At 72.2% G+C, this 16,342-nt stretch carries 10 protein-coding genes; all 10 read left to right on the top strand.

Annotated elements, in window-relative coordinates:
* Positions 1–371 precede the first annotated feature (371 nt).
* The 10 genes from AB0M99_RS17440 (at position 372) to AB0M99_RS17395 (ending at position 16,341) form a co-directional block, all read left to right on the top strand.
* Entirely contained in the window at positions 372–1,853 is a 1,482-nt protein-coding gene (locus AB0M99_RS17440; RefSeq protein ID WP_365921194.1) for a sugar transferase, read from the top strand.
* 73 nt (positions 1,854–1,926) lie between these two features.
* Positions 1,927–3,249, top strand: a complete 1,323-nt coding sequence (locus AB0M99_RS17435; RefSeq protein WP_365921192.1) for a nucleotide sugar dehydrogenase — start codon at positions 1,927–1,929, stop codon at positions 3,247–3,249.
* A complete protein-coding gene (locus AB0M99_RS17430) occupies positions 3,239–4,507 on the top strand; it encodes a glycosyltransferase family 4 protein (RefSeq protein WP_365921190.1) in 1,269 nt (422 codons plus the stop codon). The genes AB0M99_RS17435 and AB0M99_RS17430 overlap by 11 nt, the downstream gene beginning before the upstream one ends.
* Positions 4,504–5,874 (top strand): Wzz/FepE/Etk N-terminal domain-containing protein, encoded by a 1,371-nt coding sequence (locus tag AB0M99_RS17425; RefSeq protein WP_365921188.1) that lies wholly within the window; start codon positions 4,504–4,506, stop codon positions 5,872–5,874. Before AB0M99_RS17430 ends, AB0M99_RS17425 begins: the two co-directional genes overlap by 4 nt.
* Complete coding sequence (locus tag AB0M99_RS17420) at positions 5,871–7,406, top strand: Wzz/FepE/Etk N-terminal domain-containing protein (protein WP_365921186.1); 1,536 nt, start codon at positions 5,871–5,873, stop codon at positions 7,404–7,406. The genes AB0M99_RS17425 and AB0M99_RS17420 overlap by 4 nt, the downstream gene beginning before the upstream one ends.
* A 3-nt stretch (positions 7,407–7,409) precedes the next feature.
* A complete protein-coding gene (gene asnB / locus AB0M99_RS17415) occupies positions 7,410–9,344 on the top strand; it encodes an asparagine synthase (glutamine-hydrolyzing) (protein WP_365921184.1) in 1,935 nt (644 codons plus the stop codon).
* 19 nt (positions 9,345–9,363) lie between these two features.
* A complete protein-coding gene (locus AB0M99_RS17410; RefSeq protein ID WP_365921182.1) occupies positions 9,364–11,550 on the top strand; it encodes a bi-domain-containing oxidoreductase in 2,187 nt (728 codons plus the stop codon).
* Entirely contained in the window at positions 11,547–13,517 is a 1,971-nt protein-coding gene (locus AB0M99_RS17405) for an alginate lyase family protein (protein ID WP_365921180.1), read from the top strand. Before AB0M99_RS17410 ends, AB0M99_RS17405 begins: the two co-directional genes overlap by 4 nt.
* A 9-nt stretch (positions 13,518–13,526) precedes the next feature.
* The gene (locus AB0M99_RS17400) at positions 13,527–15,083 is read left to right on the top strand and encodes a right-handed parallel beta-helix repeat-containing protein (RefSeq protein ID WP_365921178.1); all 1,557 of its coding nucleotides are present in this window, start codon (positions 13,527–13,529) and stop codon (positions 15,081–15,083) included.
* Between the two features lies 1 nt (position 15,084).
* Positions 15,085–16,341 carry an O-antigen ligase domain-containing protein gene (locus AB0M99_RS17395; RefSeq protein ID WP_365921176.1) on the top strand — a complete coding sequence of 419 codons (1,257 nt, stop codon included), beginning with the start codon at positions 15,085–15,087 and terminating at the stop codon, positions 16,339–16,341.
* Position 16,342 lies beyond the last annotated feature (1 nt).

Raw genomic sequence — 16,342 nt, 5'->3', positions numbered from 1 at the left:
GCAAATTACACACATCCCCTCACCGGACGGGCCCCGATGCTCTAGATTGACCCGTGCCTCAGATGCTTGGACACAAGGCGACAAATAATGATCTATAGGTTTGGCGCTACGTACATCAAGCGGTCGCATCCTCTGCACCGAACGTTCAAGTGATCAATTCCTGAGCCCGGGGGGGCTAGTGGATCATCCGAATTTCCGACGGGTTCCCGCGTGCCTCGGCACTCCGGTAGAACGTCCGGGTCCGCTGCCGCCCGAGTGGGTGTTCAAGTAGCGCTGCAGTAGCCGGTACGCCATGCGGGGGGGCGGGGCCTCCCCATGGAGAAACAGTGTGAGGCGAACACTCCGAACCACTGGTGGCCTGGGGGGGTCCTGTGCAGCAGAGGGAATTAGTCAACCCGTTTCCGGCGGCGCGCGGGCGGCCTGCGAACGGGACGATGAGCCGGCCCGCGATCGACTGGGAACAGCGGTACCGCCGGACCGTGATCACCAGTGACACCGTGGCCACCGCCTTCGTGGTGGCGGCGATCGGCGTCTTCTTCGGATCCAGGGACGCGGCGAACTGGCACGAGAAGTGGGGAATCCTCGCATTCGGCACCGAGTTACTGGTGCTGGGGACACTGGCGCTGAGCCGGTCGTGGGCGCCGGCCGTACTCGGCCAGGGCGGCGCCGAGGAGTTCCGCAGGCTCGGACGCTCACTCTTCACGGCGACCGTCGTACTCGCGCTCGGCGGGATCGCCCTCACCTCGCGCAACATCAGGCTCTGGATCTTCGTCGCGATCCCCGCGATCGCACTCATCACCATGACGGCGCGGTACCTGCTGCGCCTCTGGCTCCACAAACAGCGCAAGGCGGGACGGTGTCTGCGACCGGTGCTCGCCGCCGGGAGCCTGGCCACCCTGCGCGACCTGATCACCCGGACCCGCAAGTTCCCCCAGCTCGGCTGGCGGGTGGACGCGGTGTGCACGACGGACGGTCTCGGGCTCGACGGCGACCAACTCGACGGCGTGCCGGTCGTCGGCCGGCTGACGGACGTCGCGGGCCACGTCCACCGCGACGGCTACCGCGTCGTCGCCGTCACCCCGGACCCGCACTGGTCACCGAACCGGCTGCAACGGCTGGCCTGGAACCTCGAAGGCAGCGACGCCGAAATGGTCGTGGCCCCGGTGCTGATGGAGGTGGCCGGTCCGCGGCTGCACATCGACGCCGTACTCGGGATCCCGCTGCTGCGCGTCAGCATGCCCGCCTTCACCGGGGGCCGCCGGGTCGTCAAAAGGGTCGTCGACCGGCTGGGCGCCGCGATCCTGCTGCTGCTGTTCGCGCCGCTGATGGCGTTCGTCGGGCTGCTCGTCCTGGCGGACAGCCGGGGCGGGGCGTTCTACCGCCAGCGCAGGGTCGGCAAGGACGGCCAGGAGTTCACCCTGCTCAAGTTCCGCACCATGGTCGCCGGGGCCGACGGGGCACGTGCCGAGCTGGCCGAGCTCAACGAGGGCGCCGGCCTGCTGTTCAAGCTCCGCCGGGATCCGCGGGTGACCCGGGTGGGAGCAGTACTGCGCCGGTACTCGATCGACGAGCTCCCGCAGCTCCTCAACGTGCTCACGGGATCGATGTCGCTCGTCGGCCCGCGGCCTCCGCTGCCGGAGGAGTCCGCCGCGTACGGCCCCGACATCCGGCGGCGCCTGCTGGTCAAGCCCGGGCTCACCGGCCTGTGGCAGGTCAGCGGCCGCAGCGACCTGCCGTGGGAGGAGGCGGTCCGGCTGGACCTGAAGTACGTGGAGGACTGGTCGCTCGCCCTGGACATGGTGATTTTGTGGAAGACCTTCCGCGCGGTGCTCCAAGGGCAGGGGGCGTACTGATGCGCGCAGGGTGCAGTCCGGTCAGCTCGCGGACAGCAGGCCAACAGGGCCTGTCTGGGGGGAGGAACGGGTCATGAAGGTCAGCGTCTTAGGGCTCGGCTACGTGGGCTGCGTGTCGGCCGCGTGCCTGGCCAGCTTGGGCCACGAGGTCATCGGGGTGGACGTGAACCAGGTGAAGGTCGACCTGGTCAACGACGGCAAGGCCCCGGTGGTCGAGGAGCGGATCGGCGAGCTCATCGCCGAGGTCGTACGGACCGGGGCGTTGCGCGCCACCGCCGACGTCCGCGAAGCGATCATGAACAGCGAGGTGTCGCTGGTCTGCGTGGGCACGCCGTCGGAGCCCAACGGCAGCCTGTGCACGACGTACTTGGAGCGGGTCACCGAGCAGATCGGTGCCGCGGTGGCCGAGCGGGGCGGGCGGCAGACCGTGGTGTTCCGCAGCACCATGCTTCCGGGCACCTGTCTGAACCTGCTGGTACCGATCCTGGAGAAGTACATCGGCGGCACGGCCGGGGTGGACTTCGGCGTCGCGGTCAACCCGGAGTTCCTGCGGGAGGGCACCAGCGTGCGGGACTTCTTCGACCCGCCCAAGACCGTCATCGGCGAGCTCGCCGCGGCCGACGGCGACGTGGTGGCGGCGCTGTACGAGGGACTGCCCGGCGAGGTGTTCCGGGTGCCGGTCCCGACGGCCGAGGCGATCAAGTACGCGGACAACGCGTTCCACGGCCTCAAGATCGGCTTCGCGAACGAGCTGGGCGCCGTGTGCCAGGCGCTCGGGGTGGACTCGCACCAGGTGATGGACGTGTTCCTGGCCGACCGCAAGCTCAACATCAGCTCCGCCTACCTGCGGCCCGGCTTCGCCTTCGGAGGCTCCTGCCTGCCCAAGGACTTGCGCAGCCTGGTGCACGCCGCGCGGCAGGCCGACGTATCGGTGCCGATCCTCGCCCACGTACTGCCCTCCAACTCCGAACACCTGCAACGCGCGGTGGAGTTGGTCGAGCGCACCGGCAGGCGCCGGGTCGGCCTCTTCGGGCTGTCCTTCAAACCCGGCACCGACGACCTGCGCGAGAGCCCGCTCGTCGAGCTGGCGGAGCGGCTCTTCGGCAAGGGCTACGACCTGCGGATCTACGACCCCAACGTCAACCTCTCGCGGCTGCTCGGCGCGAACCGCGAGTACGTCGAAACACGGCTGCCGCATCTCGCGAAGCTCCTCGCGGAGTCCATTGACGAGGTGCTCGAACATGCCGAGGTGTGCCTCGTCGGGACCGGGGATCCGGACGTGCTGTCCGCGCTGCCCCGGCCCGACGGTGACGGCCCGGTGATCGTCGATCTCATCCGCCTTCCCGACGCCGAGGCGCGCCGGGCCGAACCGGGATACATGGGCCTTGCTTGGTAACGCGGACAGCGGTGACGGCCTCGGCCGCCGCGCGCTGATCCTGGTGGAGAACCTGTCGGTGCCCTTCGACCGGCGGGTGTGGCAGGAGTGCACGACCCTGCGCGACGCGGGCTGGACGGTGCACGTCATCTGCCCCCAGGGGGAGAAGCGGGACACGGAACCGGAGGCGGAGATCGACGGGGTGCGCATCCACCGCTACCCGTTGCGCGCCGCCACCGGGGGGCCGGCCGGCTACCTCCAGGAGTACGGAACGGCGCTGTGGCACACGCTCCGGCTGGCCCGCAAGGTCGGCCCGGTCGACGTGGTCCACGCCTGCAACCCGCCCGACCTGCTGTTCCTGCCGGCCCTGTGGCTGAAGCGGCGGTACGGGACGCGGTTCGTCTTCGACCAGCACGACCTGGTGCCCGAGCTGTACCTCTCCCGGTTCGACCGCGGCAAGGATCTGCTCTACCGCGCCGTGTGCGCGCTGGAACGGCGTACCTACCGGGCCGCCGACGTCGTGCTCGCCACGAACGAGAGCTACCGCGACGTCGCGGTGCGCCGTGGCGGCCGGAAACCGGCGGACGTCTTCGTGGTGCGCAGCGCGCCCGACACCGACCGGTTCCAGCCGGTGCCGCCCGAGCTGGAGCTGAAGCGCGGAAAGCCCCATCTGCTGTGCTACCTCGGTGTCATGGGTCCGCAGGACGGCGTCGACTACGCCTTGCGGGCCCTGGCGAAGCTGCGTGACGAGCTCGGACGGACCGACTGGCATGCGGTGTTCGTGGGCGGCGGAGACACCTTCGACGCGATGGTGGAGCTGTCCCGGCAGCTCGGGCTCTCGGAGCAGGTGGAGTTCACCGGGCGCATTCCGGACGCCGACCTGGCGCGCTACCTGTCCACCGCGGACGTGTGCCTCTCCCCCGACCCGCGCAATCCGCTCAACGACGTGTCCACCATGAACAAGGTCCTGGAGTACATGGTGATGGGCCGGCCCATCGTCTCGTTCGACCTCCGGGAGGCGCGGGTCTCCGCCGGTGACGCCGCCGTCTACGCACCCGCCAACGACGAGTCCGAGTTCGCCGGGCTCATCGCGCTGCTGCTGGACGATCCGGAGAAGCGGGCCCAGATGGGCAAGATCGGCCAGGAGCGGATCGGCGGGCCGCTCTCCTGGCGGAACTCGCAGGCGTCGCTGCTCGCCGCCTACGCCGCCGCCTGCCGTGACCGGGCTCCGGTGTCGGCGGGCAACCCGGACCGGGCAAGGCGGAGGCCGCGTCGTTGAGCGATGACACGATACGCCTGGTCACGATCGGACGGATCATCCGCCGGCGCTGGCGGCTCCTCACCATCCTCACCGTGGTGGGCGCACTCGTCGGCTACGGCACCTCCGTGCTGTTCCCGCCGCGCTACACGACGTCGGCGTCGGTACTGCTGCCGGGGGCGTGGGAGGAGCGCGAGCTGCTGACGCAGGCGGAGATCGCGACCAGTTCGGTGGTGGTCGACCGGGTGGCCGCCACCATCGGCTGGCCCCAGGTCCGCGGCAGCGGGCTGCGGGATCAGGTGAGCGCCAAGGCTTCCGACGGGAACATCATCAAGATCTCGGGCACGGCCGACACCCCGGAGCGCGCACAGCAGCTCTCCGACCAGGTGGCCCGGCAGTTCGTCACGTTCGCCGCGCGGATCGCGGGGGACGACACCGACCCCGACGCGGCGGCGGGGCCCGAGGCCCTGCGGCAGCTGGTGGTGCAGACCAGCCGCCGCATCACCGAACTGGCCGATGCGGCCGGTGCGGGGCAGACCGTGGAGAGCGTGCAGACCCGTACCGAGCTCACGAAGCTGCGCACCGCGCTGCAGGAGGCCGTCAACAAGCTGGAGCAGGTCGACCCGGCCACCGAGAAGGCCAACATGGTCGTCATGGGGCCGGCCGCCCGGCCGACCGGCGAGGCACCGCCCACGAGCATCCAGCTCGTCGTCGCGGGGGCGCTGCTGTCCTTCCTGCTCGCGGTCATCGGCCATCTCACCGCCGCACGGATGAGCCGCCGACTGCGCACCGAACCGGAGATCGCCGCGGCGCTGGGCTCGCCGCTGCTGGGTACCGTCGACGTACCCGGTGAACGGAACGCGAACCGGCCGGAAGGCCGTGGCCTCGCGGCCCGGATCCGCCGGCTGCTGGGCACCGACGTCCGGTGGGACGTTCCGGCCCCGCAGACCTCCGGCGACGAGGCCAGCAGGCAGCTCCGCTACCGGCGGGTCTGCGCCCGCCTGCGGGACCGGCTGCCGGCGCCCCGGCGGCTGCTGGTCGTCGTCCCGGACGGCGACGACACCGCCCGCCGGGCCGCCGGGCAGCTCGTGACCGAGGCGGGGGGCGATCCTTCCGTGCTGCGGGTGGTGGAGGTTTCGGTGTCCCGGCCGATGGTGCCGGACCGCGAGGGCGAATCCGGTGCCCTGCTGGTGCTCAGCGCGGGGAGCTGGACCGCGGCGGAGCTCGCCGGGATCGCCGAGGCCTGTGCGGACGCCGAGTACGAGATGGTCGGCGCCGTCCTCGCCGGCACGGTCCGGACCCGTCCGACGCGGTCCGCCGGACACCCCCGGGATGCCGCCGCGCCGGCGCTCGCGGTTGGCGACGACGCGAGGCGAGGTTCGGTGTGACGACGAGTACGACTCCGGAGCCCTCGGCCGCGGTTCCGCTGCTGGACCTCCAGGCGCTGGTCGTCGCGGTGCGCAGGCGCCGCCGGCTGTGGTCCTCCATGGCGCTGCTGGGGCTGCTCCTCGGCGCGGCCGTGGCGGTCCTCCTGCCGCCGCCGCCGACCGCGGTGACCAAGGTGCTGGTGGCGCATCAGGCGGACCAGCCGAACGACCCCGGAACCCTGATCCGCACCGATGTCGCGCTGCTGCAGACCACGCGGATCGCCGGCAACGCCCTGCAGTCCCTGAATTCCTCCGAAAAGCCCGAGGACTTCATGGAGGACTACGCGGGCATCGGCCTGACCAACAACCTGCTGCAGATCACGGTGACCGGTGGCAGCGACACCGAGGCGGTGGCCCGCGGCAAGGCGCTGGCCGATGCGTTCGTCGCGGACCACGTCAAGCGGATACAGGAAGCCGCGGACGCCCAGGCCAAGACCCTGATCGAGCAGCGTGACCGGATGCAGGACGAACTCGCCCAGGTCAACAAGGCGATCGGGGACGGATCGAGGGAGACCGGGCCGAAGGCGTCGGCGAACACCGAGTCGCTCTTCGCCCGCCGCGCCGAACTCACCGCGCGGATCGCCGACTTCGGCCAGCGCGCCGCGGAGGCGCGCGTCGGCACGCCCCAGCTGATCGCCGGCACGCAGATCGTGGACGCACCGCGCGCCCTGCGGCACTCCCTGCCCAGGACCGCTGCCACCAACGCCGCGATCGGCATGGTCCTCGGGCTCGTCCTCGGGCTCGCGGTGGCCGCGATCGGCACCGTGGTGGCGGACCGCCCCGTGCTGCGTCGCGACATCGCGGCGAACCTCGGCGTCTCGGTCATCGCGGAGCTCCCCGGCCGGTCGCCCCGGCTGTGGCGGCGCCGACGGGTCCGGGCGGCACGCGAACGGCTCACCGCGTTCCTGACCCGGACCGTGCGCGGCTCCGCGGAACCGGTGTCGCTGCTGGAGCTGGGCTGTGCGCGCAGTACGGGCGCGATCGCCCTGGACCTGGCCGGGGCACTGGGGGCGGAGGGACCGGTGGTCGTCGTCGACGCGCTGCCCGGCATGCAGCTCGCCAACCGCCGCCGCCCGAAGCCGGGAGACCCGACCGTGGTCGGCGGCGAGCGTGCCGCCGCCGTGCCGGAGCAGGGGCAGGGGCAGGAGCGCCGGCTCGGCGTCGGATCGGTGGCGCCCGGCACGGCGTGGACCGACCTCCAGTACCTCGGCACCCGGACCGTGCTCGTCGTACGCGCCGGGCACGGCAGCGCCGCATGGCTGCACACCGTGGCGCGGCAACTCGCGGACCAGCGCATCGCGGTGATCGGTGCGGTGCTGATCGACCCCGATCCGCGTGACCGGACCGACGGCACGCTGTGGGACGGGCCGCATGGCGCGCCGCGCGGCCAGAACGAACCGCCGGCCCGGCAGAACGGGACGGGCCGGCGGCGGGCGGAGCGGACGCCGACATGGGCGGCACGGGTCCCGGACAGCGACCAGGAGGCGCAGTAGCACATGTGTGGCATCGCAGGTACCTACCTATGGCCGGACGGGAAGGCCGTCACCGACCGGCTCACCGACACCCTCGCCCATCGCGGTCCGGACGGGGCCGGCCGGTACGGCCATCCCGTCGGTGACGGCGAAGTGCACCTCGGGCACCGCCGGCTGGCCATCATCGACCTGTCCGAGACCGGCGCCCAGCCGATGGCCTCGGACGGCCTCGTCCTGACGTACAACGGCGAGCTGTACAACGCGCCCGAGCTGCGCGCCGAGCTGGCCGCCTCCGGGGTGCGCTTCCGCGGCACCTCCGACACCGAGGTGCTGCTGGAGGCCTGGCGGCGCTGGGGCACGGACTGCCTGCCCCGGCTGCGCGGCATGTTCGCCTTCGGGATCTTCGACGAGCGGACCGGAGAGCTGGCGCTCGCCCGCGACCAGCTCGGCATCAAGCCGCTGTTCCTGCTCCGGCGCGGCGAGGGTCTGGTGTTCGCCTCCGAGCTCAAGGCGCTCGCCGCCGCCACCGGCGGGTCGCTGGAGGTGGACCACGCGGCGCTGGTGGCCTCGCTGCTGTACTACTGGGTGCCGGACTCGCGGTGCGCGTTCCGCGAGGCCGAGAAGCTGCCGCCGGGGAGCTGGCTGCGGTGCCGCCCGGACGGCCGGGTGGAGCGCGGCCGGTTCTGGAACCTCCGGGACGTCGCGTCCGAGGGCCGGGAGCGGGCCCGGAGCGGCGAGCGGCCGGACCTGGCCGCCGTCGTGGAGGAGTCGACCCGGCGCCACCTGCTCTCCGACGTACCCGTGGCGACCTTCCTCTCGGGCGGGCTCGACTCCAGCTACCTGACCGCGCTGGCGGCCCGCGACCATCCCGGGATCTCCGCCTACACGATCGGGTTCCGCGCCGAGGACGCCAGGTTCGAGGCGATGCCGGACGACCTGCGCTACGCCCGGCAGGTGGCCGAGCGGTTCGGCGTCGACCTGCACGAGATCGAGATCGCTCCGAACGTGCTCGACCTGCTGCCGCAGATGACGTACCACCTGGACGAGCCGATCGGCGACCCCGCCGCGATCAACACGTTCCTGATCTGTTCGGCCGCCCGGGAGGCCGGGGTCAAGGTGATGCTCTCGGGGATGGGCGCCGACGAGCTGTTCGCCGGGTACCGCAAGCACCTGGCCAACCTGCTCGCGCTGCGCTACCAGCGCGTCCCGCGGCCCCTGCGGCGCGGCCTGTCCAGGGCCGTGGACCGGCTGCCGGTCGCCTCGGCCCGCCGGGGGTACCGTTCCGTGCGGTTCGCGAAGCGGTTCCTCTCCTTCGCCGATCTGCCGGAGGAGACCGCGTTCCGGCGCAGCTACACCATGTACGACCAGGACGAGCTGCTCGCCCTGGTCGATCCGGACCTGGCCGGGACGGTCGAGGACGTACTGACCGAGCACGCGGACGTCTACCACGACAACGACCTCGACGACTTCGTCAACCGCATGTGCCTGGGCGACGCCCGGATGTTCCTGCCGGGCCTGAACCTCACGTACACCGACCGCTCCAGCATGGCCGCGTCGACCGAGGTGCGGGTGCCGTACGTGGATGTCGAAGTGGTCAAGGCGGCGTTCGCCATACCCGGCGAGCGCAAGATCGTCGGACGGCAGGGCAAGGCCGTCCTCAAGGAAGCGGCCGCCTCGGTCCTGCCCCGGGAGATCGTCTACCGGCCCAAGGGGCTGTTCAGCGCCCCGCTGCGCGCCTGGATGAGCCGGGACCTGGCGCCGCTGGTGCGCGAGGTGGTGCACGACGGCGTACTCGTCCGGTCCGGGCTGCTGCGCCGCGACGCGCTGGCGCGCATGGTCGCCGAGGACGCCGCCGGGCAGCGGGACTTCTCCAAGCATCTGTGGCATGTGCTGACCCTCGAGTACTGGTATCGCGACGCGACCTCCGGGTCCGGCCAGAGCACTCGGTTAACGGCTTAGGAAATTCGGAGGAGTTCGCGTGAAGCAGGTCGTACAGAACTACAAGAGCGGCGAGCTGGCGGTGCTCGACGTGCCGGTGCCGGGGTGCAAGCCGGGCGGGGTGCTGGTCCGCACCGCCTACTCGCTGATATCCACCGGGACCGAGCTCATGAAGGTGTCCGAGGCCGGCATGTCGATGCTGGGCAAGGCCCGCTCCCGGCCGGACCAGGTGGCCAAGGTCATGCAGAGCGTGGCCACCAACGGGGTGCCCGCCACCTACCGCAAGGTCATGGGCAAGCTGGACTCCTACACGCCGCTGGGCTACTCGCTGTGCGGGGTGGTAGAGCAGGTCGGCGCCGGGGTGGACGACGTTGCGGTCGGCGACCTGGTGGCCTGCGCCGGCAACGAACACGCCTTGCACGCCGAGCTCAACTGGGTGCCGAAGAACCTCTACGCCCGGCTGCCGGACGGCCTCGCGCCCCGGCACGCGGCCTTCGGCACCGTGGGGTCGATCGCGTTGCAGGGGGTGCGCCGCGGCGAGCCCCGGCTCGGCGAGGTGGCGCTGGTCATCGGCCTCGGGCTGATCGGGCAGCTGGTGGTGCAGCTCCTGGCCGCCTCGGGGGTCCGCGTCGTCGGGGCCGACCCCGACCCGGCGCGCTGCGAGCTCGCCGAGCGCCTGGGCGCCGTGGCCTGCGGCGATCCCGCGTCCGCGGCCGTGGAATCGGCCGTCGCCGAGCTCACCGGCGGTCACGGCGTGGACCAGGTGTACCTGGCGGCCGGCGGCGGCAGCAACCAGCCCGTCGAGCTGGCCGCCCGGCTCAGCCGGGACCGCGGCCGGGTCGTCGACATCGGCAAGTGCCGTCTGGACCTGCCGTGGAACGCGTACTACGAGAAGGAGCTCGACGTCCGCTTCTCCCGCAGTTACGGGCCCGGGCGCTACGACCCGGAGTACGAGCTGGAGGGCCGGGACTACCCGATCGGCTACGTGCGGTGGACCGAGCGCCGCAACCTGGCGTGCTTCCTCGACCTCCTCGCCCGCGGCAGCGTCGACGTGGAGCCCTTGATCTCCCACATCGCCGACTTCGACGACGCCGTCAAGACGTACCAGCGCCTGAAGGAAGGCGAACTGAAGGCCGTGGCCGTGCTGTTCCAGTACCCCGAGCACACGGGCGAAGGGGAAGCGCAGGCCCCGGCGGTCACGGTGCCCGCGGTGCGGCGCGGCGGCGGGGCGTCCGCCCCGGCCCGGTCCGGCAAGGCGCCGGTGCGCCTGGCGTTCGTCGGTGCGGGGAACTACGCGACCTCGATGCTGCTGCCGCACCTGGCGGAGCGCGACGGCGTCGCGTTGTCGACGGTCGTCACCACGACCGCTCTGTCCGCGGCCAACGCACAGCGCAAGTTCGGCTTCGCCGAGGCGACCACCGATCTCGACGCCGTGCTCGGCGACCCCGCGATCGACGCGGTGTTCGTGGTCACCCGGCACAGCTCGCACGCCGAACTGACCCGCAAGGCGCTGCTCGCCGGCAAGGCCGTGTTCGTGGAGAAGCCCCTGGCCCTCACCGAGGACGAACTGGCCGGTGTGCTGGCGACGGTGGAGGAGTCCGGCAACGACCGGCTGCAGGTGGGCTTCAACCGCCGGTTCGCGCCGCTGCTGCGGGAGGCCGGTGACCGGTTCGGCGCCCGGACGGGTCCGGCGAGCCTGCGCTACCTGGTCAACGCGGGCCGGCTCGGGCACGGCAGCTGGTACCTCCAGCAGGGCACCGAGGGCTCGCGGTTCGCCGGCGAGGGCGGACACTTCATCGACACGGCGAGCTGGCTGCTGGGGGCCGACCCGGTCTCCGTGTACGCCGTCACCACGCCGGGCAACGAGGACCTCCAGGTCGTGCTGCGCTACCCGGACGGGTCCACCGCCACGATCAGCTACGTCACCACCGGCGCGTCGGGCTTCCCCAAGGAGACCCTGGACCTCGTCGCGGACGGCAAGGTGCTGCGGTTCGACGACTTCGTCCGTGCCTCGGTGTACAGCCGCAAGCGGTGGGTCAGTTCGCGGCTGCCCAAGGCCCGGGACAAGGGCCAGTCCGCCGAACTGGCCGCGTTCGTCAGGGCCGTGCGGACCGGCGGGCCGATGCCGGTGCCGCTGGAGTCGCTGGTCGCCACCACGTCGGCCACCCTCGCCGTGCAGGCCAGTCTGGCCGCCGGAGCGCCGGTGACGCTGGCGGGCGCCCGATGACTGTGATCGCGGGGAGTCCGGGCTGGTACCTGCGCCGGCTGTCGCGGATGGGACCGCGGGAGGTCGGCGGCCGGGTGGGCGACGCGGTGCGCAGACGGCGGTGGCGGTCGGCGCGGCCGGCCTGCCCGGGCGTGACCGGCGCCCGGTTCACCGCCGTACTGCCGGCCGGGACGATCGCCGCGGTGCCGCCGGACGCCGCGAAGCGTCTGGTCGCCGAGGCGGACCGGCTGATGGCCGGGCACGCCGAGTTCTTCGGGGTGCAGCGCGACGACCTGGTCGACCCGGACTGGTGGTGCGACCCGAAGACCGGGCGCCGGGCCCCGTCCGGTTACGCCTTCGACGTGCCGTACCGGGACGAGGAGGCGGTCGGGGACATCAAGCAGATCTGGGAGCCGTCCCGGCACCAGTACCTCACCGTCCTCGCCGCCGCCTACGCGGTCACCGGTGACGAGCGGTACGCCGAGCGAGTGGCGGAGCACCTGCAGTCGTGGTGGGCGGCCAACCCGCCGCTGAGCGGCGTGCACTGGATCAGCGGCATCGAGCTGGGGATCCGGCTGCTGTCCTGGGTGTGGATCCGCCGGCTGCTCGACGGCTGGCCGGGCGCGGCCGGGCTGTTCGAGGGCAACCGGGTGGCGGTTGAGCAGATCTGGCACCACCAGCGCTGGCTGGCCGCCTTCCCCAGCCGGGGGTCTTCGGCGAACAACCACGTCATCGCCGAGGCCGCCGGGCAGTTCGCCGCGGCCTGCGCGTTCGGGTGGTTCCCCTCCTCGGCGCGCTGGCGGGCCGGCGCGCTGCGCTCGCTGGAACGGCACCTGCGCGGCAACACCTTCCACTCCGGCCTCAACCGCGAGTTGGCCACCGAGTACCACGGTCTCGTGCTGGAGCTCGGTCTGGCCGCCGTGGCCGAGGCGGATGCCGCCGACGTGCCGGTCCCCGCGACGATCCGGGTGGTGCTGCTGCGGATGACCGACGCGCTCGCGGCCGTCGTGGACGGCCGGCTGCGGCCGCCGCGCCAGGGCGACGCGGACGACGGGCACGGTCTGGTCGTGGACGGCGCGGGCACCGACCGCTGGGCCTCGCTGCTGGCCACCGGGGACGCCGTGTTCGGCCGGCTCGCGTGGTGGCCGGCGGTGACCGGTACCGATGTGCGCACCCCGCTGCTGGCCGCGCTCATCCGGCCCGCCCCGCCGTCCGTGTCCCGCCCGGCGAGCCGGCCCGCCCACTTCGCCGATGCGGGCATGACCATCCTGCGCGGTCCGGAGGAGATCTGGTGCCGCTGTGACGGCGGCCCGCACGGGTTCCTGTCCATCGCCGCGCACGCCCACGCGGACGCGCTGTCCGTGGAGGTCCGGCACGACGGGGTCGACGTACTCGCCGACCCGGGGACGTTCTGCTACCACGGGCAGCCCGAGTGGCGGCAGTACTTCCGGTCGACCCTCGGCCACAACACGCTGCAACTGGACGGCGCTGACCAGTCCGTCTCCGGCGGCCCGTTCCTGTGGACCCGCCAGGCCCCCAGCCGCGTCCTGGTCGCGGACACCTCCGGCGCCTCGGCCGGAGGGACGGTCCGCTGGTGCGCCGAGCACGACGGCTACCAGGGCTCCGTGCACCGCCGCCGGGTGGAGCTCACGGCCGCGAGCCGGGAGCTGCGGGTGGTCGACGAGGTGCGTGGCGATGGCGGGGCCGTGCGCCTGGCGTTCCACCTCGGCCCCGCGGTCACCGCGGACCTGGTGGGGAACCGGGCGGTGCTCACCTGGACCCGGGACGGCGAGGACCGTTCCGCGGTGCTCGACCTGCCCGCACAGCTGTCCTGGCGGGCGCATCGCGGCGAGAGCGACCCGCCGCTGGGCTGGTACTCCGCAGGCTTCGGGCGCAAGGAACCCGCGACGGCGCTGGTCGGCACGGGCGTCGCCGACGGCACCGCGGCGTCGGGGGAGTTCGTCACCGTACTCGGGTTCCGCGGCTAGGGAGGAGGCGTGGTGATCAAGTGGCGGCACTGGGCCTTGCCGGCGGCACCGCTGGCGCTGGCCCTGCTGGCGGCGACCGGCTGTACGGGCACGCCCGACGACCGGGCGGAGCCCTCCGGGACCTCGTCCGCCTCCGGGACGCCCTCCGCTTCCGGGGCGTCCTCCACGTCCGTGGCCCAGGTGTGCGCCAAGCCTGCGGCCGGTCCGGCGCAGGCGCCGGCGGGCGCGGTGACGGTCGACCCGGCGGTGGCCGGTGACCTGGCGGCGAAGACCAAGAGCAGTCCCCCGAACACCACGTTCTGGCTCGCACCGGGAGAGCACGGGCTCGATCCGGACCGCTACGCCCAGGTGATTCCCAAGGAGGGGAACACCTACCTCGGCGCGCCGGGCGCCGTGCTCGACGGCCGGAGCACCAACCAGTACGCGTTCGGCGGCGACGCCTCCGGCGTCACCATCCGCTACCTGACCGTGCGGGGGTTCGTCGCGCCGCAGAACGAGGGCGTGGTCAACCACGATTCGGCCGACGGGTGGGTGATCGAGCACGCGACGATCCAGAACAACTCCGGCGCCGGGCTGATGGCCGGGGCCCGCCAGCAGGTCCGCGCCAGCTGTCTGCGCGGCAACGGACAGTACGGATTGAACGCCTACAAGTCCGGCGGCCCCGTCAGCGGCCTGGTGGTCGAGGGCAACGAGATCACGGCCAACAACACCGACGACTGGGAGCGGCGGCAGCCGGGCTGCGGCTGCACCGGAGGCGTCAAGTTCTGGGCCGTCAACGGCGCCGACGTACGCGGCAACTGGGTGCACGACAACCGCGGGGCCGGGCTGTGGGCGGACACCAACAACAACGACTTCCGCATCGAGGACAACGTGCTGGAGGCCAACGACGGTGCCGCCCTCATCTACGAGACCAGCTACAACGCGGTCATCCGGAAGAACACGATCCGCGGGAACAACGTGGTCGAGGGCCGCAAGAAGGCCGACCGCGGCGACAACTTCCCCTTCGCCACCGTCTACTTGTCCGAGTCCGGGGGCGAGCCGCGGATCCCGGCGCGTACGGACAGGATCGAGGTCGACCAGAACCTGCTGGAGAACAACTGGTCCGGGATCACCCTGTGGGAGAACGCCGACCGGTTCTGCAACAGCCCGGCCAACACCTCGTCCGGCGACTGCACGTTGCTGGTGAAGGGCACCGACCGCTGCGCACGGCCGGCGATCGCCACCGCGCCGCTCTACGCCGACTGCCGGTGGAAGACCCAGCGGGTGGACATCCACCACAACCGCTTCGTGCTGGACGCGTCCGTCGTCGGGTGCACGGTCAAGTGCGGCCGGATGGCGGTGCTGGCCAACTACGGCACGTACCCGGACTGGTCGCCGTACAAGGGCGAACCGGTGGCCGAGGCGATCACCCACGAGCAGCAGAACCGCTGGCACGAGAACGTCTACCTCGGGCCGTGGAGCTTCGTCGCCCACGACCCGAGCCGGGAACTGGACTTCGGGCAGTGGCAGGGTGCTCCGTACCAGCAGGACGCGGGCAGCACCTTCCAACCACAGGCCGGTGGTTGAGATGGACCGGTACGCAGACGCGCGCCCTCACGGCACCCCGAGGGCCGTCGGGGTCGTCTGGGGGCTGCTGATCCTCAACACGCTCGGCTCCGCCGGGGCGAAGACCATCGTCCCGCTTCCGCGCTCCCTCATCCAGATGATCACCATGGGCTCGCTGGTGGCCGCGTTCACGCTGGCGCTCGCCCTCAATCTCCGGCTGCGCGTGCGGGCCAGCGCCTACCTGTTCCTGCTCACCCTGCTGCTGGTGCCGAGCGTGCTCTCCAGCGTGAACCTGGAGTCCGGGTTCGGCGCGCTGTTCCGCTGCACCCGGCTGGCCCTCTTCGTGGGCACGCTGTGGCTGCTCAGCCGCTGGTGGGACGGCAGCCCGAACTTCGTCCGGCACCACATCCGGCTGTACTTCGCGGTGCTCGCGTCGGTGGCCGCCGGCCTGCTCATCTCACCTGGCGCCGCCATGCCCGAGCTCTACGGCGGGCGGCTGGTCGGCGCGCTGTGGCCGCTCACCCCGCCGCAGATCGGCCAGTACGCCGCGGTGATCATCGGGCTCACCGTGCTGCTGCTCCTGGGCCGCCGGGCCGACAGGGGCAGCGCAGCGCTGGTCATCGTCCCGGCGCTCGTCCTGCTCGCGCTGACCCATACCCGGACGGCCACGCTCGGCCTGCTCGTCGGGCTGGCCCTGGCGATCGGCTCGCTCGTCCTGACCAGCGCCGCCGCCCGCCGGTTCTTCGCCTGGGCGGTGCTGTGCGCCACGGTGGCCGCGGTGGCGTTCAACTCCGCGCTGCAGGCGTGGTTCCTGCGCGGGCAGAGCAAGGAGAACTTCTCCAACCTCACCGGCCGGGCCAAGGTCTGGGACGCCCTGCTCGCCGCCCCCCGGACCGTGTCGGAGCAACTGTTCGGCGCGGGCCTGGGCGACAAGTCCTTCGGCGGACTGCCGATCGACAACAGCTGGCTGGCCGTCTACCACGAGCAGGGTCTGACCGGCACCGCCATCGTGGCGGCAGTCATCATCGTGCTGGGCGGCGTCGCGCTGCTGCGCCCGCCCTCGCTCCAGCGGGCCTGCGCGCTCTTCCTGATCAGCTACTGCGCCATCGCGTCGTACACCGAGGCCGGGCTGGGCGACGCCTCGCCCTACCTGCTGCACCTGACCGTGGCCGCCTCGCTGCTGGCGGCGCCGGCGGCTGCCGCTGCCGCTCCCCCGGCGACGCCCGGACTCCCCCGGCGACGCGTACCGCAATGGGCCCGGAAATCGGAGGTGAACTGAG

Source organism: Streptomyces sp. NPDC051183, from assembly GCF_040682455.1.
GTDB lineage: Bacteria > Actinomycetota > Actinomycetes > Streptomycetales > Streptomycetaceae > Streptomyces.
The sequence above is the reverse complement of the archived record's forward strand: the minus strand, read 5'-3'. Positions and strand labels throughout refer to the sequence as shown.